At 40.2% G+C, this 24,611-nt stretch carries 29 protein-coding genes; 1 reads left to right on the top strand and 28 read right to left on the bottom strand.

Annotated features, from left to right (window positions below; genetic code table 11):
• Positions 1–31: 31 nt before the first annotated feature.
• The 6 genes from bshA to AC1DOK_RS01670 are packed head-to-tail and all read right to left on the bottom strand — an operon-like array spanning position 32 to position 4,150.
• Positions 32–1,231, bottom strand: coding sequence for an N-acetyl-alpha-D-glucosaminyl L-malate synthase BshA (gene bshA / locus AC1DOK_RS01695; protein ID WP_477552486.1), 1,200 nt, complete (start codon positions 1,229–1,231; stop codon positions 32–34).
• Positions 1,232–1,236: 5 nt separating this feature from the next.
• Positions 1,237–1,941 (bottom strand): bacillithiol biosynthesis deacetylase BshB1, encoded by a 705-nt coding sequence (bshB1, locus tag AC1DOK_RS01690; RefSeq protein ID WP_477552485.1) that lies wholly within the window; start codon positions 1,939–1,941, stop codon positions 1,237–1,239.
• Positions 1,941–2,363 carry a methylglyoxal synthase gene (gene mgsA / locus AC1DOK_RS01685; RefSeq protein WP_477552484.1) on the bottom strand — a complete coding sequence of 141 codons (423 nt, stop codon included), beginning with the start codon at positions 2,361–2,363 and terminating at the stop codon, positions 1,941–1,943. The genes bshB1 and mgsA overlap by 1 nt, the downstream gene beginning before the upstream one ends.
• 15 nt (positions 2,364–2,378) lie before the next feature.
• Positions 2,379–3,182: a 4-hydroxy-tetrahydrodipicolinate reductase gene (gene dapB / locus AC1DOK_RS01680; RefSeq protein ID WP_477552483.1), complete on the bottom strand. Its 804-nt coding sequence runs from the start codon at positions 3,180–3,182 to the stop codon at positions 2,379–2,381.
• 57 nt (positions 3,183–3,239) lie between these two features.
• Positions 3,240–3,752: a tetratricopeptide repeat protein gene (locus AC1DOK_RS01675; protein WP_477552482.1), complete on the bottom strand. Its 513-nt coding sequence runs from the start codon at positions 3,750–3,752 to the stop codon at positions 3,240–3,242.
• 59 nt (positions 3,753–3,811) lie between these two features.
• Complete coding sequence (locus AC1DOK_RS01670; RefSeq protein ID WP_477552481.1) at positions 3,812–4,150, bottom strand: nucleotide pyrophosphohydrolase; 339 nt, start codon at positions 4,148–4,150, stop codon at positions 3,812–3,814.
• Between the two features lie 115 nt (positions 4,151–4,265).
• On the opposite strand from AC1DOK_RS01670, the gene AC1DOK_RS01665 reads away from it, so the two are divergent.
• A complete protein-coding gene (locus AC1DOK_RS01665) occupies positions 4,266–5,108 on the top strand; it encodes a YitT family protein (RefSeq protein WP_477552672.1) in 843 nt (280 codons plus the stop codon).
• Between the two features lie 14 nt (positions 5,109–5,122).
• Here AC1DOK_RS01665 and AC1DOK_RS01660 read toward each other — a convergent pair whose 3' ends face one another.
• From AC1DOK_RS01660 to aroB, 22 genes are all read right to left on the bottom strand, one after another.
• Positions 5,123–6,001 carry a sporulation protein YpjB gene (locus AC1DOK_RS01660; protein ID WP_477552480.1) on the bottom strand — a complete coding sequence of 293 codons (879 nt, stop codon included), beginning with the start codon at positions 5,999–6,001 and terminating at the stop codon, positions 5,123–5,125.
• Positions 6,002–6,061: 60 nt separating this feature from the next.
• The gene (locus tag AC1DOK_RS01655) at positions 6,062–6,667 is read right to left on the bottom strand and encodes a DUF1405 domain-containing protein (RefSeq protein ID WP_477552479.1); all 606 of its coding nucleotides are present in this window, start codon (positions 6,665–6,667) and stop codon (positions 6,062–6,064) included.
• A gap of 156 nt (positions 6,668–6,823) precedes the next feature.
• Positions 6,824–7,693: a c-type cytochrome gene (locus AC1DOK_RS01650; RefSeq protein ID WP_477552478.1), complete on the bottom strand. Its 870-nt coding sequence runs from the start codon at positions 7,691–7,693 to the stop codon at positions 6,824–6,826.
• 22 nt (positions 7,694–7,715) lie between these two features.
• A complete protein-coding gene (qcrB, locus tag AC1DOK_RS01645; RefSeq protein ID WP_477552477.1) occupies positions 7,716–8,387 on the bottom strand; it encodes a menaquinol-cytochrome c reductase cytochrome b subunit in 672 nt (223 codons plus the stop codon).
• 16 nt (positions 8,388–8,403) lie between these two features.
• Positions 8,404–8,949, bottom strand: a complete 546-nt coding sequence (locus AC1DOK_RS01640) for a Rieske (2Fe-2S) protein (protein ID WP_477552476.1) — start codon at positions 8,947–8,949, stop codon at positions 8,404–8,406.
• A 210-nt stretch (positions 8,950–9,159) separates the two neighbouring features.
• Positions 9,160–9,591, bottom strand: coding sequence for a DUF2487 family protein (locus AC1DOK_RS01635; RefSeq protein WP_477552475.1), 432 nt, complete (start codon positions 9,589–9,591; stop codon positions 9,160–9,162).
• 204 nt (positions 9,592–9,795) lie between these two features.
• Positions 9,796–9,984 carry an IDEAL domain-containing protein gene (locus AC1DOK_RS01630; protein WP_477552474.1) on the bottom strand — a complete coding sequence of 63 codons (189 nt, stop codon included), beginning with the start codon at positions 9,982–9,984 and terminating at the stop codon, positions 9,796–9,798.
• A gap of 47 nt (positions 9,985–10,031) precedes the next feature.
• Positions 10,032–10,544 (bottom strand): gamma carbonic anhydrase family protein, encoded by a 513-nt coding sequence (locus AC1DOK_RS01625; protein ID WP_477552473.1) that lies wholly within the window; start codon positions 10,542–10,544, stop codon positions 10,032–10,034.
• A gap of 95 nt (positions 10,545–10,639) precedes the next feature.
• Complete coding sequence (locus AC1DOK_RS01620; RefSeq protein WP_477552472.1) at positions 10,640–11,761, bottom strand: hypothetical protein; 1,122 nt, start codon at positions 11,759–11,761, stop codon at positions 10,640–10,642.
• 144 nt (positions 11,762–11,905) lie between these two features.
• Positions 11,906–12,478, bottom strand: a complete 573-nt coding sequence (locus AC1DOK_RS01615) for a histidine phosphatase family protein (protein ID WP_477552471.1) — start codon at positions 12,476–12,478, stop codon at positions 11,906–11,908.
• A 49-nt stretch (positions 12,479–12,527) separates the two neighbouring features.
• Positions 12,528–13,166, bottom strand: a complete 639-nt coding sequence (locus AC1DOK_RS01610) for a hypothetical protein (protein WP_477552470.1) — start codon at positions 13,164–13,166, stop codon at positions 12,528–12,530.
• 15 nt (positions 13,167–13,181) lie between these two features.
• Positions 13,182–13,754 (bottom strand): RNA polymerase sigma factor, encoded by a 573-nt coding sequence (locus AC1DOK_RS01605; protein WP_477552469.1) that lies wholly within the window; start codon positions 13,752–13,754, stop codon positions 13,182–13,184.
• A 490-nt stretch (positions 13,755–14,244) separates the two neighbouring features.
• Positions 14,245–15,330, bottom strand: a complete 1,086-nt coding sequence (locus AC1DOK_RS01600) for a prephenate dehydrogenase (RefSeq protein ID WP_477552468.1) — start codon at positions 15,328–15,330, stop codon at positions 14,245–14,247.
• Positions 15,327–16,430, bottom strand: a complete 1,104-nt coding sequence (gene hisC / locus AC1DOK_RS01595) for a histidinol-phosphate transaminase (RefSeq protein WP_477552467.1) — start codon at positions 16,428–16,430, stop codon at positions 15,327–15,329. Before hisC ends, AC1DOK_RS01600 begins: the two co-directional genes overlap by 4 nt.
• Before the next feature lie 67 nt (positions 16,431–16,497).
• Entirely contained in the window at positions 16,498–17,310 is an 813-nt protein-coding gene (trpA, locus tag AC1DOK_RS01590; RefSeq protein WP_477552466.1) for a tryptophan synthase subunit alpha, read from the bottom strand.
• Positions 17,297–18,511, bottom strand: coding sequence for a tryptophan synthase subunit beta (gene trpB, locus AC1DOK_RS01585; RefSeq protein ID WP_477552671.1), 1,215 nt, complete (start codon positions 18,509–18,511; stop codon positions 17,297–17,299). The genes trpA and trpB overlap by 14 nt, the downstream gene beginning before the upstream one ends.
• 1 nt (position 18,512) lies before the next feature.
• Complete coding sequence (locus AC1DOK_RS01580; protein WP_477552465.1) at positions 18,513–19,214, bottom strand: phosphoribosylanthranilate isomerase; 702 nt, start codon at positions 19,212–19,214, stop codon at positions 18,513–18,515.
• Complete coding sequence (trpC, locus tag AC1DOK_RS01575) at positions 19,211–20,011, bottom strand: indole-3-glycerol phosphate synthase TrpC (protein ID WP_477552464.1); 801 nt, start codon at positions 20,009–20,011, stop codon at positions 19,211–19,213. The genes AC1DOK_RS01580 and trpC overlap by 4 nt, the downstream gene beginning before the upstream one ends.
• Positions 20,001–21,044 (bottom strand): anthranilate phosphoribosyltransferase, encoded by a 1,044-nt coding sequence (gene trpD, locus AC1DOK_RS01570; protein WP_477552463.1) that lies wholly within the window; start codon positions 21,042–21,044, stop codon positions 20,001–20,003. The genes trpC and trpD overlap by 11 nt, the downstream gene beginning before the upstream one ends.
• Positions 21,045–21,083: 39 nt before the next feature.
• Entirely contained in the window at positions 21,084–22,658 is a 1,575-nt protein-coding gene (trpE, locus tag AC1DOK_RS01565) for an anthranilate synthase component I (RefSeq protein WP_477552462.1), read from the bottom strand.
• 471 nt (positions 22,659–23,129) lie between these two features.
• On the bottom strand, positions 23,130–23,504 hold the full coding sequence (aroH, locus tag AC1DOK_RS01560) for a chorismate mutase (protein ID WP_477552461.1): 375 nt from the start codon (positions 23,502–23,504) through the stop codon (positions 23,130–23,132).
• 3 nt (positions 23,505–23,507) lie between these two features.
• Positions 23,508–24,611 (bottom strand): 3-dehydroquinate synthase, encoded by a 1,104-nt coding sequence (gene aroB, locus AC1DOK_RS01555; RefSeq protein WP_477552460.1) that lies wholly within the window; start codon positions 24,609–24,611, stop codon positions 23,508–23,510.

The following is a 24,611-nucleotide window of genomic DNA, read 5'->3' as shown; positions in this document are numbered from 1 at the left end:
TAAGCTATAATTCAATAAGTTTCTAATATTTTTATATAATATGATCATTTATCGATTCATCACAATTTTGAATAGCCTGTTGTCTGATACATTCTGGCATTGATTTACCTGTTACGCGATAATAAATCTCCTCGTACTTATAGGTCATATAATCATTACAGAAGGTGTGATGTGCTCGATAGAGACATGCTTTAGACATCGCTGAATAAAGATTAGAATCTGATAATAAGTTAATTGCATGTGAAGCCATCGCTGCTGTATCACCGACATCTGCCAAGAAGCCAGTATCTCCATGAATAATTAATTCTGGTATACCTCCTGCATTCGAGCTAATTGTCGGAACACCGCAAGACATTGCTTCTAACGCAACTAAACCGAAGCTTTCTTTTTCTGAAGGTAACAACATAAGATCAGCTAGCGAGATGACCTGCGCCACATCATCCTGTTTACCGCAGAATATAACGCGATCCGTAAGTCCTAATTCCTTAACACGATGAATGACCTTAGACAACTCTGGGCCTTCACCTACTAACATTAACTTACTAGGTACTTGCTGTTGAACAAGGTTAAACGTATCAATTACGTCAAGTACTCGCTTAACTGGACGAAAATTAGATATATGAATCAGAATCTTCTCGTTTGGCTCAGCAAATTCTTGTCGCAATTCACTTACCTCATGAGGATAATAGATTCTTCTATCAACAAAGTTATGGACCAAATCGATGTCACGAACAATATCGAGTGACGCTCTGGTTTCATTTATTAAATCCTGTGATACCGCCGTAACAGCATCACTCTCATTAATTGCATATTGAATCAATTTCGAAATGGATTGATCCTGCGCTAATACCGTTATGTCCGTACCATGAAGTGTTGTTACAACCTTTAATTTACTACCTACCATTTGCTTGGCAAGCAGCGCACACACAGCATGCGGAATTGCATAATGTACATGAAGTAAATCTAGTTCTTTTAGTTCAGCAACTTGAGCTAACTTGGTAGCAAGAGCTAGGTCGTAGGGGGGGTATCTAAATACATGATAGTCAGGTACTTCTACCTCATGATAGAAAATATTTTTATCAAATCGTCCGAGGCGAAAGGGTATCCCATGTGTAATAAAATGTACTTCATGTCCTTTTTCGGCTAGCAGCATACCAAGTTCAGTGGCTACAACACCGGAACCACCTAAAGTGGGGTAACAAGTAATACCTATTTTCAAAAAACCACTCAATTCAATCACTTCCCAAAATAATCTATGTTAACAGGACTTTTACTAATAAAGCCCTCTGCGTATTGCACTCCTGCTTTTTGTCCGACCAAGAAATCCCGAGCCTCCACTCGTTCCAAATAGCTTTGATTCAGTGGAGTTAGCACATAGTCATTACCACTATGAGCAGGCTCAAATTGTGAGCGATATGCCCGTAAACCATTGCGTTTATCCTCATATTCAGCCGTAATGTCAACGATCATACTAGCTTCATATACATCATTAATAAAATAAAAGACCAGTTTAGGTACAGTCCATGCAGGTAAATCGGGACAATACTTGCGTAGCTTCGCATTAAAAACTGCTTCTTGCACAATAAGTGAACACATCACATGATCAGGATGACGATCCTGCCAATAAGGTGCGAATACGACAGATGGCCTTGCTATTCGGATAGCCCTTGTTACTGCTTCAATATGTTCAGCAGAGACCATGAGTCCGCGATCAGGTAGTCCAAGATTCGAACGCAGATGCAGTTTGAGCGCTTTAGCAGCAACCTCTGCCTCCTGCTTGCGTGTTTCTACATCACCGTTGGAGCTCATCTCCGCATAAGTCAAATCACATATTCCGACTTTATAACCTGCAGCAGTATGCTTAGCTATTGTGCCGCCCATACCAATTTCTGCATCATCTGGATGAGCACCAAATATCAATAAGTCAAGCTTTCCATCCATTATAATTCACCTGAACCTGGTTTAAATGTGTCATCAAGTTCACGCCATGCAAGATCTCCACGTTGAAGTGCCTTAACCAGAATTTCTGCAGTAGCAATATTAGTTGCAACAGGGATACCCATCACGTCACATAATCTTAGCAAAGCAATAATATCCGGTTCATGCGGCTGAGCCATTAGTGGATCTCGTAAAAAAATGATTAAATCCATCTCATTAGTAGCAACCATAGCACCAATCTGTTGATCTCCACCAAGTGGACCCGACATGAAACGATTCACTTGAAGTCCTGTATTCTCCATGATTCTAAGACCTGTAGTCCCTGTTCCATACAAGGTGTGGTGTTTAAACACCTCTTCATAGGCAATAGCAAAAACAATCATTTCTTCCTTCTTACGATCGTGTGCAATCAATGCGATATTCATTTCTAATGTCCTCCATTACTCGATGAAATGATCAAATCCGTATATAAGACCTTCATAAGTCATAACTTTCTTGATGGATAAATTAACGCCCGGCATATAAGACGCACGTTCATAGGAATCATGTCTAATTTTAAGTGATTGGCCATTCGCTGCCATGACAACTTCTTGCTGAGCGAACACTCCAGGCAATCTAACGCTATGTATTCTGAAACCATTATAATAAGCGCCTCTAGCACCTTCCAACATTTCTTCTTCGTTCGGATTACCTTGACGAATTTCTTCACGATTCTGAGCAATTAATTCAGCTGTCTTCACTGCTGTACCCGAAGGTGCATCTAGCTTCTGATCACCATGATATTCGATTATTTCGAGATGCGGAAAATATTTGGCTGCTTGAGCTGCAAATCGCATCATTAGAATAGCACCAATGGAGAAGTTCGGCGCAATTAGCCCGCCAATCGCTTGATCGCGGCATAGCTTGTCCAGACTTTCCGTTTCTTTATCTGTAAAGCCTGAAGTGCCCATTACAGGGCGAACGCCATACGAAATGGCAAGTTTAATATTTTCTTTAGCGACTTCAGGTCTTGTGAAATCAACAAGCACATCAGGTTTCATCTCCTTAAATGCTTGCTCTAGATTATCGCTAAGCATGACTCCGCAAGGCTCCATACCTACCATGCTTCCAGCATCTGTAGATTTAGCAACCCGATTAACAGCAGCTACAAGCTGTAGTTCGGAATCAGCTAACACCATTTTAACGACTTCTCTACCCATTCTCCCACTTGCCCCTGCTACCACAACTTTAATTTGGTTACTCATTCTGTTCCAGCACCCTTTCTCTCTATAACCATAAAAAATAATAATTAATGAACGATATTAGGATAAATATTGTTCAAGCTTTAGCTTATATCGTTCATGTAGCTGCAAAGCATATTCAGCCATTGGATCAAGCTTTAACGCTTCTTTCGCATTCTGAACAGCGAGGAAATAATCTTCAACACCCGCATATGCCTCACTAAGCAACAAATAACCATGTATGGCAAGTGGATCTAGATTAACGGCCTTACGCAATAAAAAAATGGCGTTATAAAGTGATTCGGTTGTCCCATCAAAATAGCTTTGAGCTTGAACAATTAAACGACGAGCTTCTAGATGTTGTAAATGTGCGGTATACAAAACATTCGTTGCATCTATGTTTACCGCATTCTCCGCGTACACGATACCCTTATGCAATTTGTTATTGCGGGCGTATGTTACAGACAACTTATAATGAAGTGAAGCATTATAAGGATCACCTTCAATTGCAAGTTCAAACCATTTCTCAGCGCTAGCGAAATCGTTAGATAATAAACATTCATAAGCTTTTTGAACTTTTTGATCACTGTCCATCTTCCATCCTCCTCTATATTCTGATAGCATGAAACTGGGAGATGGTACAGCATATGGAATTAATTTGAATCTGTGTTGACTTTTGTCCAGCGATTTGCATCCCTAGTATTAAACTTGTGCATCACTTTGTTGTGTGCTTCAGTCAAATCGATACCAAGTGAATTAGCAAAACAGATTGTGATGAACAAAATATCACCAAGCTCCATTTCAATGGAATTATCATCTTCAGATAATTTTTTCGGTTTTTCACCGAATTGATGATTCACTTCCCGGGCTAACTCGCCTACCTCTTCTGACATTCGTGCCATCATAGATAAAGGAGAGAAATAGCCTTCTTTAAATTGAGAAATATATTGATGAACTTCTTCTTGAAGCTCATGTAAAGAACGTTCCGACATTGTCACCCTTCTTTCCATTTACTATCTTTCTCCATGTTAACTGAAAGTAGTAGGCTTGACAAATCCTTTTCTGCAGGAGGTAATTCGTTTGCAATCCAATCCATTCTTAAGCCATATGAGAAACTTAGTTCCTATCTCAATAGGTACTGCCATATTCGCATTTGGCATACACATCATCATCATTCCAAATCAATTAATGGAAGGTGGTCTCACAGGGATCGCACTTCTCTTAAACTATGTACTTAGCATCCCACCATCATTAACAACACTTGTGCTCAATATCCCATTATTCTATATCGGGTGGCGAGCATTTGGCGGTAAAACAATGTTTTATACCGTATACGGGACACTTTCTCTATCGTTCTTCTTATGGGTAGTCGAATATTTGATTAAACATGGCTGGGTGATGCAATTCCTTGCAGGAAATGACTACATATTAGCTGCCTTATATGCAGGTGTGACCATCGGGATCGGGTTAGGAATCGTATTTCGTTTTGGAGGCACTACTGGCGGGGTCGATATTCTCGCAAGATTAGGCAACAAAAAAAGAGGTTGGAGTGTCGGACAAATGATATTCGCCATGGATATCATTGTGATTGGCTCCTCGCTCTTCTACATTCCATTAGTTAAAGTGTTATATACACTTGTCACTGTGTTTATCTCTTCTAGAATTATCGATTATATTACAGAAGGGGCTTATGCAGCCAAAGCATTTACCATTATTACGAAGTATCCAAGAGAGATCTCTGAGAAAATTACGCTTGAAATGGAGCGCGGAGTTACCCTATTTCATGCTACTGGGGCTTATTCCAACGAATCCAAGGAAGTCGTTTATTGTGTAGTTCCAAGACAAGAAATGCGAAAGCTAAAAGAGATTGTTAGACTCATTGATCCAGCTGCATTCGTCATTGTAGGAGAAGTCCATGATGTACTGGGAGAAGGCTTCAAGACAGAATAGACAGAATAGATAGTCTATCCATGTTTTCTGTCTCCTTTTTTGCGAGCCGGAACGACATCTTCTTGACCTCTATACATTTGCCAAGCTGTATATGTCAGCGCTAGAATAATAGCTGATCCAATTCCAAGTGTCCAGTAGACTGGATTCTCAGGCTGAGCTAAGGGTAGAAATGTACCTTGATTATTTTTCTCAAACAACTTGTCCAGTGCCACTTGTAAATATTGTAGACCTTTGCGAATTTCATTTACTTGATAAGGCTGAATCCTAAGTTGTGCTTTCATATAAGCAATTAGAGATTCCACTTTCTCTACTTCTTCGGGCTGTTTGGATATCAGGAGTGCAGGTTTAATTGTATCCAAATGTAAGATGAATTTAGCAAAAGCGTCATTCGCATCTTTTCTCTGATTAATATTTACACCCTCAGCTATTAATTGTAAATCGCCTGTCAACAAGTCATAGTACTGATGCCACAGTGGTGCATGCTTATGCGTCAATGCATCTGTAGCAAAGCGGATTTTGGCAGTGACTATTTTGACGGAATCCATGTTGATCTGTATAGCATTCGATAGCCTTATTGCTTCCATCACACTGCCCGTTAATGCATGTAATCCTTCTATAGTGGAGATCCCTGCAAACTCGGTTTCAGATATTAAAATTGATATCCGTTCCAAATCTTGCTTAATCCCCGGAACATCACCATTTAAACTCTTTTTGTATAAAGAATCGCTTACGGTAACTAATGATTGTATTTTGTGAAGTTGATCAGGTTTGACTTGTGTTAAGCTTTGTTTATTCTCTTCACTTTGCACAGTGCCACTACAACCTACCATAACAAACATTATGCTGAATAACAGCGTACTGATTATACTTATTCGAACAAGCTTATAATACATAAAAAGACACTCCCCCATACAATAAATGCTCATTTACATTGTATGGGGGTTTGTCCTATTTTAGACCTTATTCCGTTTACGATAAAGATAGTAAAGGATAGCAATTACAGTTCCAATTAAGCTCAGTCCAATTGTAAATAGTTGTATGGTTGACAAATCATCATGTAATACTCTAGATAAGTAAGGGAAGATTCCTTCCTCATAATCCATATAATCATTCCATAATGCCCACACTGCGACAGCTCCTACAGCCCCTAGACCATACCGGTAGAAGCGACCATACAAGAGCACCTCAATAGCCATTCCTAGATGCGAGCCAATTAACATCCAATCCTGCCAAACCATAGGTGTTCCTTGTAAATCTGCAGCTACGATCATCGTCACAGCCCATATACCATATTTAAAAGAAGTAACAATAGCAAATGCCTCAATAAACCCTCTTAACCATGAGCTCTGCTTACGCATAATTAGATCCTTACCGCGATATGAATCAAATAATAACCAGCCAATGCTAAGCGTAAAAAACAAACTAGCTGTAGGAGAGTCCGGAACAAAAGGTAAATACCAGAGAGGCTCCTCTGAAGCTGTTATCACCAACTGCCCCCAGTACCACATATAACCGTAAACTGTACCGCCGAGATTAATTAAGAATACTAACCATAGCATAGAACGATGTAAAAGCAGATGCTTACTCCATAAAAATGATAGACCTAGGCCCTTATCCAATTCCAAACCACCTTCACTATTAAATAATTTAAAGCTGTACGATTTAATTCACAAAAAACCTGACTGTTTAGTAACAGTCAGGTTTACTTTATTATTTTATTCTGGTTTCTTTTGAGTTGCAAGCCATGCGATCATTTTATCCATGTCTTCTGCAGAAATGCCTTTATCCATACTTGCTTTATATTGAGATTTCATTGAACCTTCTTTAATTTTTGCTGCCAATTCTTCTGGTGAATAATTATCACCTACATTTAGAAGCTTCGGACCCATTCCACCTTTTAAATCAACAGCGTGACATTGAAGACAAGTAGCATTCTTATAAATCTCGTATCCTTCTTCTTCAGCACCGACTAACGCGAGCTTCTTGCTTGGAGTTGAACCCTTTTCACCAGATTCCTTCTGCGCAAGCTTCTCTTCATAACGGATACTATGCTCAGTCTTGATGCCTTTATCAACAAGATCTTTTTGATAATGGTGCCAAGAGAAAACAGTTAGATAAGTAATTGCAGCAATTGAAAGTAACATTAAAGATGAAGCAATTGGACGCTTGTAGAAGCGACGTTCTTTCCCTGTATCAAGAAATGGTGCAAGCAATAACGCCCCAAACATAACCCCTGGTAAAATAAGTGTTCCTAAAATTTTGAAATCTCCTGAAGCGTATGGATACTTCAATAATTGATACATGAATAGGAAGTACCAGTCAGGCATCGGAATAAACCCAGGTGTGAGCGGATCTGCCGGTTTACCTAACGGTGCCGGATCTGACATAACCAGACACAGTACTCCGACAAGAGCAACAACGGCTACCATCCACTCCTTAAGTAGGAAGTTCGGTATGAACACTTCCGACTTACCCGGATATGCAGTGTAGTCAGTCGGTACAGGACGGTCAGCCATATTCTTTTTAATTACGCGTGAATCTCCGACATATACTATTTTTTCATCTGATTTATGACCATGTGCCATTTCTTATGCCACTCCTTTCACCTTATAGCGGTCCAGATATACCTTGCTTGCGAATCATGAGGAAGTGTCCGCCGAGTAAAGCTAACAACCCTGCAGGCAAGAAGAATACGTGAATCGCAAAAAAGCGAGTTAGTGTTTGTGCACCAAGCACTTCTCCACCTTGTAATAGCTCTTGAATATAGACACCAAGATATGGAACTGAAGCAGCAATTTTGACCCCTACTTGAGTAGCAAAATAGGCTTTATTGTCCCAAGGTAATAAGTAACCTGTGAATCCTAGACCTAACATCACGAAGAAAATTAGCATGCCAACGACCCAGTTCATCTCACGTGGTGCTTTATATGAACCAGTAAAGAATACACGGAGCGTATGTAAGAACATCATGACGATTACTAAGCTAGCTCCCCAGTGATGCATTCCACGTACGATGGAGCCAAACGCTACTTCATGTTGAAGATAATCTACGCTCGCATACGCATTAATTACGTCAGGAACGTAGTACATGGTCAGGAACATACCTGATAAAATTTGAATAACGGTAATAAAAAAGGTTAATCCACCAAAACAGTAAACAAATGCTGAAAAATGATGCTCAGGATTTACGTGTTCCGGTACTTCATGATCAGCGACATCTCTCCAGAGCGGCGTGATGTCAACACGTTCATCAATCCAGTTGTATATGCTCTTTAACACTGACAATTACGCCTCCTTATTTCACTATCGTGTTCGCACCGAGTTTGCCGACATAGACAAATCCGTTCTCCACTTTAATCTCGTACTCATCAAGTGGAGCATCGGCAACAGCGAGGTGTTTCCCATCAATTGTGTAATGTGCGCCATGACAAGGGCAATAGTACTGATCTTTGTAATCTGTGCTCCCATTCCATTCCACTTGACATCCCAAATGCTTACATGTGGGGTTTAGAGCGAAAATTTTGCCATTTTTCTTCACGATCCAAACCTTTTGAGTTGGGTCACTTTCAAACCAACCATCAACTTGGTGCGAGACAAATTCAAATGATTGCGGCTGTTCAGTTAACTTTGATTCTTCCACAACTTTCACGAAAGATGCTTCTTGCTTTGGTTTCAAAATAGGGTCAACTGCGAATCTGACCATTGGTAACGTCACTCCTGCAGCCATAAATGCAGTGGTTCCACCTAGAGTGTAGGTAAGAAACTGACGTCTAGACATTTCACGTCTTGATACATTCTTACTCTCTTGATCTTCCTCGTTGTGATCCATGTGCTCACTCATTTTGTCATGCTACCCCCCTAAACTGTTAGCACATACCCGGTAACTAACATTTCATATTTCATGTCTCGTTCGACAACATAATAACCTCATATTACTAGGACATAAATATCATAATCGACGACTAATTGGGCGTCAATAATCCCAACCTTTAATAAACGTCTAGTTTGCCTAAGTATTCAGTAAATTTAACTAAATTGTCACATCTATGATTTAGATCACAGTTCTCCACATTTGACTGACTTTTTTGTTCAAACTTTCACGTACTTCTTGCGGACTTTCGTATAACTTTTTCGGATCTATGCATATGAATAAATCTGGCTGATCCACATGAGATTCTCTAAGATCAGCTTGAACTGTCATGACAACTACATACTTAAACCCAGTTTCTTTAAGCTTGCTGACCAGTTCATTGATGACTTGTTCAGCATCTCTAGCATTCGTATAATGCAATGCTGGATATGTAATCATTCGTCCATAATATGGCTTCTCAAGACAATCTAATGCGTCTCGCAGCTCTTCTAATCTCGCAGTTGCTTCTAATGGATTCTCATAACCTGTTAATCCTGTTACTGGTAATAAGCAAGTGTCTAAATAAGGCTTTAACTGTTCCCATTTGTCCTGTTCGATATCGCTGAACTTCATCGTTTCATTGCCTCCTGCTCCATATAACTCTCTTACTATAACTATATATGTATCACACTTACAATAGATTTAGCGTTCTCAAAAGTCAATTCATTCAAATTATAGACACATTCTTTGATAGCTCAAATAGCGCTGATCCCCACTAACTATGTGGATTGCAGCGCTACTGTAGCTTTCTTATTAATCCTTATAGACGGAGCAACATTAACCGAGAAATTGCAATGATTTAAGTTCTGAAGTTAATGTGAGAAACGTTACTTCGTCACCTTCGGCCAAAGCATGATCGATCGCTTCATAGAGATGATCTTGTTTGTATTTCAGTAGCGCTTCATCCCAGATCATTTCAGCGAATAAGTTAAGCATGACATCGCTCGAAACATTCATTTTTCCCATAGGACTTACCTCCAAGCACCGTCTTTATTTTACAAATCCAATTATCGTTATGTTGTCTCCTGTCTGTACTCTCTACCTTTGATAACATAACTGTCTGCTGTACGCTTCATTCGTTCTAAATCTGTTTCAGTAAGCTGTCTGACTACTCTTGCTGGTGAGCCTAATGCCAAAGTGTAGGGTGGAATAACCATATTCTCAGTAACGATGGAACCAGCTCCTATTAAAGCATATTCACCAATTTGCGCTCCGTTAAGTACAATAGCCCCCATACCGATTAATGTACCATTGCCTATCTGACATCCGTGAATAATGGCTCCATGACCCACAGATACACCATCACCAACGATTAGCGGTTGATCTATATTTACGTGACCTACGCATGCGTCTTGAATATTACTACCTGAACCTATTTGAATGGGAGCTAAATCCCCTCGTAAAACCGCATTGTACCAAATGGATGAACCCTGCCCTATTTGTACATCACCAATGATATGAACTCCTTGTGCAATATAAACATCCTCTGCCACATTTGGCGTAACACCTTTGTATGGATATAACATAAGATCCGCTCCTCAAATCAGTATAAGTACTGATCTTATCTTAGAAAGCTTTAAATCTTACGTCAATCATTCTTCATGAATCTAATCCTTCATCCTCAAAAATGAGGAAGCTTGATCACGGATTCTTCACGATGCGAGTTATTACTAAATACATCCAAACCTAAATTAGTTACTCGAATGATTTGTCCCTCAGTTGGATGAGTTTCACCTATTGCAATCAAGCCAAGATGCATCATCATTTGCAGAATTCGCTGTTCCATAATTGACTCTGGCCCATCATAATAATAGGGGCGTATTAACCTACAAAGCACTGCGCTTAATGAAGTCAAGCTGACCCAGTTACGAGCAAGCTGATTAATCCAGTGGACAAGGGATTGTAAATTTGGAATAGGTCCCTTATACAGCCTTAACCAAAACCGGTAAACATCTAACACATTTTCTTTCGTTCCTTTCTCAAGTTTTGATTTACCATAAGGTGTCAAAGCAATTACTCCCTCACCCTCTGTTATTAGTTTGTTGTAGAAACAATAATCATAAATGAGTGAGAACCGATTGGGGTATTCCTTAAACTTACGTCCATATCCAAAACGCCATGCTCCTTTTACAACTGCTTCTTCACGAACAGACATGTGCTCTAACGCTTGAGTTAATACTTTCTTGTACATAAATTGCTCTACAGTCATTAATACATTGTTTTGATCTACAAATCGCATAAACCGATCGATATCGTCGACAAGAAGCGTCTGCTCATCTCGATAAACCACTGGATCTTCCAAGTAAACTAATTCCTCCCGGAACTTCTGGGCTAGTACATCATTGAACCTATTTCTGAAATCTTGTGGCACTTGATACAAATACTTGGTTTGCAATGAAAATCCTTGGAAAATCCAGCCCAAGCCTTTAAATCTTGAAATAGTATCTCGAGGGTTCCAATCTTCTTCCTCTGCTTGCTGAAATCGTGTTAGCTTGACGCGTGCTAGCAATTCCTCTAATGAAAAAGAAGACCTAGCATCAAACATTAATGTATTCAGAAACCTAATTTCCTCCATACTTAAATTGGAAACCTGCCGTTCAAACACATCCTTACGACCAACAGTCATCAGAATCGTTTGAATTAATTCATTCTTGGAATGAGAATTGCAAGTACAATCATAGTTTGAGGCTATTCGGTTTAACTCCTGAATATCAGCATAACTGAGCATGTCGGCAAAATTCATGGATCTCCCCCCTAGCAAAAGGTATTATCCATTATTGGATTTATTTACAAAAATATTCGATTAAATATAAAAAAACATAGAAAGAGCGATAGAAACGGTTATTGAGACCCATTTCTAAAGCTATCACTATGTTTGAACTTACTATTATTTAAGATGCTGTGTACAAGAATAAAGCGGACAGGACCAGCTGTGACCATCGTAATGGATAATCGTTAAAGAGGTGTTGGTTATATAACCATCAGGTTCCTCAAGGTCTAATACACGCAGCACAGTGCCAATGAAAGAACCATGTGAAACGATCAAGATGTTACCATCAGGATATTTCTGTATGAGTTCGTCATTGATTTGCGACCATCGTTCATAAACCGATTCATCACTTTCAACGCCTAGCTCAAGTGTTCGCCATTCCTTACCGTATCGTTCAATTCGGTCTTCTAGGGTAGTCCCTTCAAGATCTCCAAATGCTCGCTCTCTAAGTCTAGATTCCTTTGCAAGCAAGGGAATTCCTGATTCATTCGAAATAATTCGAGCTGTTTCATAAGCACGAGTTAAATCACTACTAATTATAAAATCCCATTCGCTTTTCTGAAAACGCTTGCCCATTAAATAAGCTTGTGTTATTCCTATTTCCATTAATTGTGTATCTTGATGCCCCTGTAATTTACCGAGTTTATTCCACTCTGTGGCACCGTGTCGAATAAGACCATATGTAGTCATTTCTAACCTCCAGAACAAGAAAAAACGGTTTTAATTCCTAATAATCATTCTATGATTTAACACGCGTAAACCAGTTCAGCACTAAGATCGCTGTAATAAATCCTAGTATGGATAGGATTAATAAAAAATGAGAATATGATTGAATGGGTCCCATATGAAACGGAATAGGATCAACAAATGTTTGCGATACACTGGCAACAGCCGTCGCCATGTTGTAATCTGAGGTTATTTTATTGCTACTTGACACAAGCGTCTGCGGTGTCTGAATGGAATAGACTGAGTTATCGGTTGCAGCAACTTGATCAACAGGAGCGAATACATTACCAACAAGTGCAAATAAAAATGATCCAACAAACAACGCCAGACAAAATGCTAGTACTAAAGTTAAATTTCGTTTGAGTCTGTCTGAAATTGCATACATCCGGCTCTGAACAGGCATCCGCCATGATTCGTCGGAGTAAATCCTTTGCATAACATCAGAAGTAATGGAATGATCACGACTTATATCTATAGTCGTATAACCTTCCATCTCGGTTTGAATCATCAACTCACTAGCTTCCCAAAACTTGAATTCTTCATTGCAGGTTTCACATGTCACAATGTGGTTATCGACTGCAATGCGCCTTACATCATTTTCTGGCAAGCTCCAATAAACGGAAAGAAGTTCCCGAATATCATCGCATTTCAATGTAATACACCCTCTCTAGCCCTTGAAGGAAGATTCCAGATAGTATGGCTCGAGTTGCAGCTTAACGCTGGCTCTAGCACGAAACAATAAGGACTTGACTGAGCTTACTGTTTGCCCTAGAATCGTAGCGATTTCTTGATAATCCATCTCATCATACTCACGCAAGATAAGAGCTGAACGTTGTTTATCAGGTAATGCGTTAATTGCTTCACGCACCTTCAAAACTTGTTCACCACGGATAACCGCTTGTTCTGGGAGCACATCAGTAGCTGTCTGAGGAATTTGCGCACTCTGTTCGAGTGATAGCTTCATTGTCTTATGTTTACGCAATTCACTTAAGACTGTATTACGAGCAATCGTATATAACCAGGTAGAGAATGATGCTTCTACCTCACGGAACGAGTGCAAGCTACGGTATGCCTTATAGAATGATTCGTTACATAAGTCTTCAGCCATTGTCTCGAGGTTTGCGCTTTTCAACATATGGTAAATAAAGGACATGATCTTACGCTCGTAACGAAGCATTAGAATTCCGTAAGCTTCGGCATTACCGTCTTTAATTTCACGAATTAATTCAGAATCCATCATTACTAACGTACCCCCTTGTCATTTATTCTGCCCTCAGTCTTTCCTTACAAGGTTTGACGAGTGTAAGAGCAAAAAGTTGCGCTAAATAAAATGAACAATCTATAGAATTTCTTGAATAATATCGGAATTCCTACGTATCTCCTAATTATTTTAACTAATTAATTAACTTATGTCCAATGTTTAATTGCCTATGCACAATATATGTTTGAATTATATAAATATTGAATAAATTTTATATTATGAATTGATTCATTATTAAACAAAAAAAAACCACCTGAATCAGGTGGGTGCACATTGTGCATTATCGGATAGGAGTGGAGAGAAACCATACTGTACTTTTATTATATGTATCCGCTTTCAAAATGTCAACGTTTTTTTTGCAAACGCTTCCTTTAATATTATTGATCCGATTTATATGACAACAAGGCTACTGCAAATAAGCTTGCAATAGCCTTGTTATACTCATAACATTATATGATTTCGCACACGTCTAGACGTACACTGTATACTTATGCTGTAGAAGCTCTGAAGCTTTGTCAGCATCCTGACGGTTTCGGAACGATAATCGACATATACCAGGAACTTGCTCCCTGCTTTCAATAATCTCAACGTTACTCAGATTAATTTGATGATTACCAAGTTCAGTCGCAATTGAACCAATCATACCTGGATGATCTGGGATATCGATATATATATCATGCAAGGAGGCAATCATTCCTGGTCGACGTTCCTTAACTCCCTTACGGAATAGATTCGCTTTCTTAAACTGCGTTTCTATGCCCTCTCCATCGCTCTCATCAAGTAGTGTAATGAAATTACTTATCTGTTCATTCCAGTTACCTAGCAGCTTGAGTAGCACTTCACGATTATTAATAAGGATATCCCGCCAAATCGTCGGATCAGACGAAGCAATTCTCGTAATATCTCGGAAACCACCTGCAGCTAAATTCTTGTACAAAGGATCGATTTCATTATAATCACAAACTTGATTAACGAGTGCAACAGCTATGATATGCGGCAAATGCGATATCGCACCAACAATCTGATCATGTTGATCAGGAGCTACTTGAATGATCTGTGCTCTTGTCCGTTTCAGCAATTCTGTCAATTTATCTACAATATGCATAGGTGTATCAGCTTCAGGTGTGAGTACATAATAGGCATTCTCAAATAATAAATAAGAAGCGGCCTCCACACCTGACCGTTCAGAACCTGCCATTGGATGGCCACCTATAAAATATACTTCCTCTAGCTTAAGTCCCTTGGCGAACTGAGCGATGGAAACTTTTGTCGATCCAACATCAGTTATAATACAGCCCGGTTTGAGCTTAACATCCATCAACTGCTCTAGGTAAGATTCCAACAGGGAAACGGGAACACAGAGAAAAATAAAATCTGCATCTTCTGCTGCCTCGCTCATCGAGGTAGTTGCATGGTGGACTACACCACGGTCTACCATTTTGCGAACGGATTGTTCATTCGGAGAATGTCCCATGACAGAAACTCCTGGAATATCCTTAAAACAGAGCGAGAGCGATCCGCCAATTAGTCCAACTCCGAAAATAGCTATTTTCATTGCGATATCAACGCCACATCAGCAAGCGCTAATTCCAATGCTTGAACTAATTTCTCATTCTGTTCACGGGAACCAATTGTAATTCTTAAGCAAGTTGGTTTCTTCCACTCTGGATCTTGACGGACAATAAATCCTCGTTTCAGTAACCCTTGAAATACATCTGCTGCTGGCCGCTCAACGTCCACCATGATGAAATTTCCGTGTGCAGGATATGACTTAAGACCCAATCGTTTAAATTCAGCTTCGAAGTATGTAATACCAGCTGCATTCTTCTCACGACATTCGGCTATGAATTGTTCATCACTCAGTGCAGCAATTGCCGCAGCTTGTGCAAACCTAGCTGTATTAAACGGTTCACGAACTTGATTAATCGTATGAATGACATCCGGGTGACCAATTCCATACCCAATACGTAACGATGCAAGACCATAAATTTTGGAGAAGGTGCGAAGCGAAATTGCGTTCTTATAAGCTGCTAACAGCTCAGACGTTCTTGGATATTGATCCGTGACAAAATATTCACAGTAAGCTTCATCCAATACCACAAGTACACTGCTCGGTACTGCTTTGAGAAAGGCAGCTACTTCATCATGTGTAACCATTGTTCCAGTTGGGTTATTCGGATTACAAATCCAAACAATTTTGGTTTTATCGGTTACTTGATCCAGCATTGCTTCAAGATCATGTTTACCATCTTTGAGCGGAACTTCAATACAAGTCGCACCTTCTATATGGGCGTTATGCTTGTATTGAGGAAATGTCGTAGACGCCATGATCGTCTCATCACCTGGAACTAGATAAGCGCGTGCGATCATCAGGATGATCTCATCTGAGCCCATACCAAAAATTAGTTGATTCGTATTTACATTAAACTTGCTTGCTAGTACTTTCGTAAGTTCTACAGCAGCGCCATCTGGATACAGAGAAATTTTGTCCATTTCTGCAGCGATAGCATCTCTAACCTTAGGGGAATATCCATATGGATTCTCATTCGAAGCAAGCTTCGTTATTTCAGATAATCCGAGTTCTCTTTTGACATCATCTGTTGACTTACCAGGTTTATAAACCGGCAAATGCACAATATTTTGCTTTGGTTTCATAATCCAATCACCTCTCTAATTATTTTATGTCGTTACCCTATAATCGATAGCCGGGTAAAAGCATTGCTTATTGATTGTTCATCAATTGTCGCACAAACTGTGAAATTTGCAATAGACTTTGCACTTTGGTCTCCTCATTAAGCAAATCCTCGTTAAGCTCATGAATGAGTTTTACCAGTGCACTACCTACAATGATTCCATCAGTTGTACCTTCTAAAGCTACAACCTGATCTCTGCTGGAAATACCAAAACCCACAGCAATCGGCAAGTCTGTCGAAGCTTTCACACTCTCAATGAATGTGTGGATGCCAGAATGAAGCTCCGAGCGAACACCAGTGACGCCTAATGACGATACACAATAGATGAATCCAGTTGCATTTTCAACAATTTTAGAAATACGGTTGCTTGAGGTCGGAGCAACTAATGGTATCAGATGAATATCATATCTACGTGCAATTGCCTTGACTTCACTATCTTCCTCAAAGGGCAAATCTGGAATAATAATACCTGAAATATCACTATCCTTCATCAACTGAAAAATATATTCAATCCCAAGTTGAAGAACTGGATTAAAATAAGTAAATAGAATAAATGGAAGCTTCGAGCCACTTTGTCTTGCTTGCTTCGCAACATCTATACAGTTAAGAACCGTCACAGAATGACGAAGTGCACGCTCAGATGAAGCTTGAATGACGGGCCCATCTGCTAATGGATCGGAATATGGGACGCCAAGTTCGACGATATTTGCTCCTCCGCGTTCAAGCTCATGAATAATATCAACTGATAGCGAGATACTTGGATCACCAATTGTAATAAAAGGAATGAATGCAGTCTTACCTTGAGCTTTCAATTCAGCAAACTTGGCATCAATACGATTCATGACTTTCACCTCCAGCTGCGTCTAAATAACCCATCACTGCTTCAACATCTTTATCTCCACGTCCTGATAAATTAACAACGACAATCTGATCCTTCGACATCGTCTTCGCCGTCTTTACCAGTTGAGCTATAGCATGAGAGCTCTCTAATGCCGGAATAATTCCTTCTGTTTGAGATAATAGCTGCAGTGCTTCAAGCGCCTCGTTATCAGAAATGGGTACATAATCAGCGCGCTTCGTATCATTCAGATAGGAATGCTCAGGACCAATACCTGGATAATCTAACCCTGCAGAGATCGAATGAGCAATCTTAACTTGTCCATATTCATCCTGAAGCAAATAGCTCATAGAGCCTTGGAAAACACCATGTGTACCTTTGGTAATCGTAGCAGCATGTAAAGCTGTATCCATACCTTTACCTGCAGCCTCTACACCAATCAACCTAACTGCAGTGTCCTCAATGAAAGGATAAAACATACCAATTGCATTAGATCCGCCGCCTACACAAGCAATAATAGTATCAGGCAATCTACCTTCAAGCTCTAGTATTTGACTGCGAGTTTCATCCCCAATGACACGTTGAAAGTCACGTACCATCATCGGATATGGATGTGGTCCAACAGCAGAACCAAGAATGTAGAAGGTATCTTCGACATTGCTTACCCAATAACGAAGTGTTTCATTACCCGCATCCTTCAATGTGCGTGAACCACTCATAACAGGCACTACTTCAGCTCCTAAGAGCTTCATCCGAAACACGTTTAATTGTTGGCGCTTCATATCTTCTTCGCCCATAAATACCTTGCATTCAAGTCCAAGTAGCGCAGCAACTGTAGCAGTTGCGACACCATGCTGACCCGCTCCTGTTTCGGCAATGACTTTGGTTTTACCCATTCGCTTAGCAAGTATTGCCTGTCCAATCGTGTTATTAATTTTATGTGCACCTGTATGATTCAAATCTTCTCGTTTTAAATAAATCTTTGCGCCGCCTAGTATTTCTGTTAACCTCTTAGCATGATAAAGCGGTGTCGGTCTACCTGAATATTGCTTAAGCAGATCTTGAACTTCAGCAATGAATTCAGGCTGAGTTGCATATTTACGATAAGCCTCTTCCAACTCTAACAATGCATTCATCAATGTTTCTGGAACGTATCTTCCACCAAACTTACCAAATCTTCCTTGTTCATCAGGCACTGTATGCATCTTACTCATGCTGCCTCACCCTCTCCACGAATGATTTAACTTTATCTAAATCTTTAGTTCCATCAGTTTCTACCCCACTAGAGACATCCACTCCATCTAACGAATATGAATTCAATAATTCATTTACATTATCTGAATGAAGCCCCCCAGCAACGAATAGCTTAATCCCATTATCACGAGCCCAAGTAGCATATGCAGGGATAGCCTCCCAGCGGAACGTTTGACCTGAGCCTCCACCGATCTTCGGTTCATAAGTGTCTATTAGTAGCACATCAATATATTCGCGATACGCATCGAGCTTCGACTTCGTTTCAGCGCTCAATTGATCACTCACAGTACAATCACTTGTCTCCTCATTCCGAATGGAGAACGCTTTAAACACGGGAACACTATAAGTATTCTTAACGTATCGGCAGAAATCTGGTGTCTCATCACCGTGAAGCTGGATCATATCAAGCGGCGCAACTTCCATTACTGTCGCGAGCTGTTCTTCGGTAGGATTCAGGAAAACACCAGCTACTTTGGGAACTTGATGTCCCATATCTCGCATTTCCTTCACATAAGTAATCAGCGCTCTTGCCTGATCTGGAGTCACTTGTCGCTTACTTTTAGCAAATACCAAACCTATAAATTCAACATTTAATTCTATTGTTGATTTTAGCACTTCAACGCCCTGAAGTCCACAAATCTTTATACTCGTCATGCTCCTGTCATCTCCAATCTACCCATCAAACCATTGACAGCATCCACTACGGAATTTTGCCTCATAAAATGCTCCCCAATTAGAACAGCTCGTGCACCAATCCCATACAAATAATCGATATCGCTAGGTTTAGATATGCCACTTTCACTTACAACAGAACAATGATCAGGTATGAATGCCATTAGTGACTCTGTCGTATACAAATCAGTTTCGAATGTTTTTAAATTGCGATTATTAATCCCAATTAGTGTTACATCAAGTTCAAGTACGCGTTCAAGTTCGGCTTGATCATGCACTTCAACTAACGCATCCATACCAAGATTCCGAGTTAAGTCTAAATATTGCTTAAGCTGCAAATCAGTTAGTATCGCAGCAATTAATAAAACAGCATCTGCACCAATCATTCGAGCTTCATAAATTTGCAAAGGGTCAATCGTAAAATCCTTGCGAAGAATAGGAACATTTACTTGCTTACGTATACTTTGTAAATATTCATTGCTGCCTTGGAAATAGGATCTATCTGTCAAAACCGAAATACAGTCTGTATGAGCTATTTCATAAGCTTGTGCTAATTCAATCGGATTAAAATCTTCACGGATCAGTCCCTTAGAAGGCGAGGCTTTCTTCACTTCAGCTATGAGTCCTACCTTGCGCCCTTTACCTACAGTTAATTTATATTCGAATCCGAGGCACGGTGGCAACTTCTCAATAGCCTCTTCTGCTTGTTTAATCGATAATTCGTTTCGCAATTGCGAGACTTCCGTTAATTTGGTTGCTACAATTCGATCAAGAAACATGGCTATACGCTCCTGTAAATGAAATAAGATGCTGTAATTTCTCATAAGCGTCACCAGAGTCAATTACATGCTCTGCATAACGCACTCCGTTCTGCAAGGAATCGCATATACCCGACACATAGAAGCAAGCTCCACTATTAGCTAGAACAATATCACGATAAGCTCCACACTTTCCTTTAAAAACTTGTTTAATAATGTCTGCATTCACGTCAGCGTCACCACCAATCACATCCTGTAACTGATAGCGAGGCAATCCAAGTAGCTCAGGTGTCAATTCATATGTGTTGATGACACCATCACGCAATTCGGTTACCTTCGTTGCCGCAGATATGGATATTTCATCAATCCCATCTAAGGATGATACAACAAGTGCCCTTTTTAGACCAAGCTCACGAAGCGTCTGTGCCATCAGCTCCGTTTTGCTCCGATCGAACACGCCAAGTAATTGATGGTCTGCACCAGCTGGATTCGCTAGAGGGCCAAGTAAGTTAAAAATATTTCGCACGCCTATTTCCTTACGAGGACCGGCTGCATATTTCAATGATTGATGATAATGCTGTGCGAACATAAAGCAAATTCCAATTTCCTGTAAACATTTACTCGCAGCATCGCCAGGTAAAACTATATTCACACCAAGTGCTTCGAGCACATCAGCAGACCCGCTTCGAGAAGACATTCCTCTATTCCCATGCTTAGCTACCCTGACACCCCCTGCAGCAGCAACAATCGAAGCAGCAGTGGATATATTAAATGTACCCGCTCCATCCCCGCCTGTGCCCGCAGTATCTAGAAGATTATTCGGCTCGATGAATGACGACATGGCTTTGGCACGCATTGTTTCTGCAAAGCCTGTCACTTCATCTATGGTTTCACCCTTCATTCGAAGTGCGGTTAGCAATGAACCGATCTGAGCAGAAGTTGTCAAACCCTCCATAATATCATTCATTACGAAACGCGCCTCTTCACGATTAAGATGTTGACCTTCAATCACTTTAGCGATCGCTTTGGTTATATGAGCTTCATTGACATTCATTCGTTATCCCTACCCTTCTCATCTCAAGTTCAACACGACTTAGTAATGCTGATATCCACCAATAACCGACTCTTCTTCCTTCATTGTTGGAGAATTCGCCTGCACTTTCGATTCAGTTCCTGTAAACATTGCCTCTGCGACACGTATGGAAGTGATCAACGCTTTCGCTTTATTGACAGTCTCTAAATACTCATTCTCCGGAACCGAATCCCACACGATACCTGCTCCTGCTTGGATGTAAGCTTTCCCACCTTTAAATATTATCGTTCGAATCGTGATGCAAGTGTCCATATTCCCCGCAAATCCTAAATAGCCTATCGCTCCGCCATATGCTCCACGTGCTTCTTGTTCCAGCTCACTTATAATTTCCATTGCTCTAAGCTTAGGTGCTCCTGATACAGTTCCAGCAGGCATACACGATAATAGGGCATCATAGAAATCTTTATCCTTACGAAGTTTACCTGAGACATTAGAAACGATGTGCATCACATGTGAATAGCGTTCTATCTCCATCCAAGCATCACACTTAACTGATCCAAACTCTGAAACACGTCCGAGATCATTACGACCGAGATCAACTAACATTAAATGCTCAGCTCGTTCCTTATCATCTGCTAATAAATCTTGTTCTAGTGCTAAATCTTCTTCTTCTGTTTTACCTCTAGGTCTAGTTCCTGCAATTGGACGAGTTTCAACCTTCTCATCCTCAACTCGCACAAGAAGTTCGGGTGAAGTTCCCACGATAATCTCATCATCCATTTTCAAATAATACATATAGGGAGATGGATTCATCACACGAAGTACACGATATACTTGCAGCGGAGATACTTCTGTCTCTATTTCGAACCGTTGTGAGATGACCGTCTGAAAAATATCTCCTGCACGAATGTAATCTTTTATTTTCTCTACATTATGAATGAATTGCTTCTTCGTCACATTCGACTTTACATCCCCGAGCTCAATTTCCTCCGCAATCGGCATGTGTGAACCCATTAATGAATGAACTGGATTCTTCAATCGTTCTACAATCTCATTAATTTTGACAAGAGTCTGGTTATAAGCTTCTGCGATATCCTTATCTGTTGCATGCTGCGGAATATGAACATTCGCAATCACTTTGATCTGCTGCTTGATATGGTCAAATACAATAACCTGATCGCAGAACATGAACTGAATATCGTTCATTTGCAAATCATCTTTGCGATGAGCTTGCAGCTTCTCGTAGTATTGAAGCAAATCATATCCAAAGAATCCAACCGCACCACCTGTGAAACGAGGTAAACCTGGCAATGCGGGAGAAGAATAGGACCTCAGGTATGCTTTTAAAGTTTCAATGGGTTTATCAGATGAAAGGGTTGTCTGCTGTTTTGTTTCAACTCGCGTAACACCATTCTTGGCTTGAATCATAAGAAAAGGATCTCTGCCAATATAGGAATACTGAGCCCATTTAACCCCGCCCTCGACACTCTCTAGTAAAAAAGCTCGCTCCTCCTGATAAAACTGTTGAAACACCCGAATTGGTGTCTCTGTATCTGCAAGCACTGTACGTGAAATTGGGATTAGGTTATAGTTTTTCGCTAATACTTTGATATTCTCAAGCTCAACTAAACTCATGCTCATCTCTCCTCGATCATTTCTTTCCTATATAAAAAACAAAAAAACCTCTACAATTGTAGAGGTGGAAGTTCGTTTGTTTAAGACAAAACGACCTATAAGAAATGATGCTATTGTCCAAATCATGGACTCATGCATTTCCAAAGGTGAATAGACGAAAGTATAACTATAGTCTCGTTCAGAAACTACGGTCATGAAGTCAACAACTTCTACTTTCTTATTCATAAATCATACGGTTACTCCTATCTCTAACAGACAGGTTCGTTATATCCGCACATTTGCTCGCTCTGCTCATCTAAACTCTACTCGGCTCAACTCTACTTGGCTAAAATCTACTCAGCTAGAAATCTAATCATCTTCTCGGCTTAAACTTAATTAAAATTTCAACTTTACTCATTTATATGAGCTTAATCTTACTGTGGTTATCAGGTATTGTCAATAAACGTAAATAAGATTTATTTCATTCGCTATTTATTTGGCAGCATTGACAATGTCAGGACGCAATATGGTAGCATTTCTCAGATAAACATGACACATTTCATTCTGCTTCTTATTGGTGTTAACATGCACCATTAACCTTATACAAAGTGGTAATGAATTATCCACTGGAATCTCAAGTGCACACATGAGCGGGACAAGATCCCAACCTGCCATCTGACGAATAGCTCGTGCTGGGAATGTAGCTGTAACATCATCCGTAACAGTAACAATTACTGATCCAATGTCTTCTGGTGTAAACTCGTTCGCGGCAATAATTTGCTCGAGCAGCTCACTAGTAGCTTCTAATATTTCAATTTCTTCGTTCTTATCAACGGTTGTTGCTCCTCGAATTCCGCGTACATACATAAGTTATACTTCTCCCTTCAATTGTTCAAGCGTTTCACGTACCCATTCTGAAGATACGTTACGATTAATCTCTACTTCACCGATCATGGTAGGAATCACAAATACCATCTTGCCTTCTTTGAATTTCTTATCATGCGCCATAGCAGTCATAATGGCATCCACATCAAAGTGACTTGGCAAATATACAGGTAATTCGAATTTCTCTAATAAGCGCTTTGTCTGTGTATGAATTTCGGATGAATACCCTAGTTTTTGTGCAAGTAATGCAGAACCAACCATCCCAATAGAAATAGCTTCACCATGCAGCAATTCTCCATATCCTGCAACAGCTTCAAGCGCATGACCAATCGTATGACCTAGATTTAAGATTGCGCGAAGATCATTCTCACGCTCATCTTTGGAAACAACATGCGCTTTGATCCGGCAACCGCTATAAATCCCATGCTGGAGCGCATCTGTATCAAGGGCGAGCAGCTTATCAGCTGAACGGTCAAGCCATTCTACGAAATTAGCATCCCATATAAGGCCATGTTTGACCATTTCAGCGAGTCCGGAGCGAACCTCCCGCGAAGAGAGCGAACGCAAAGTTTCAACATCATACAGTACAAAATCTGGTTGATGAAACGCACCAATGATATTCTTGGCGAGTCGATGGTTGACCGCAACCTTTCCACCAACAGAAGAATCATGAGCTAGAATAGTTGTTGGAATCTGTACAAACCGGATTCCGCGCATATAAGTAGCTGCGACGAAGCCTGCAAGGTCACCAATGACACCGCCTCCTAAAGCGATGACCGCTGAATTACGATCCAAATTACCTGTTAATGCCGTCGTTACGATCTCCTCAAGCATTGAAAGTGATTTGGTTTTCTCTCCAGCTGGCACGATATGTGGAACTACCGTATAACCTGCTTTAAGAAGCCCTTCCGAAACATATTCCAGATATAAAGGAGCAATAGTCTCATCTGTCACAATCAGTAATGGAGATCTAGTTCCGAAACCATGATGATGTAAATACTTGCCTACATCACCAAGTAGCTTTTCTCCTATATAGATTGGATACGAACGGTCACCTAATTCAACCTTTAATTCGACCAGGCTCGACAT

This window comes from Paenibacillus sp. P5_B5 (assembly GCF_056400365.1).
This window is presented reverse-complemented; position numbering and strand designations above follow the sequence as displayed.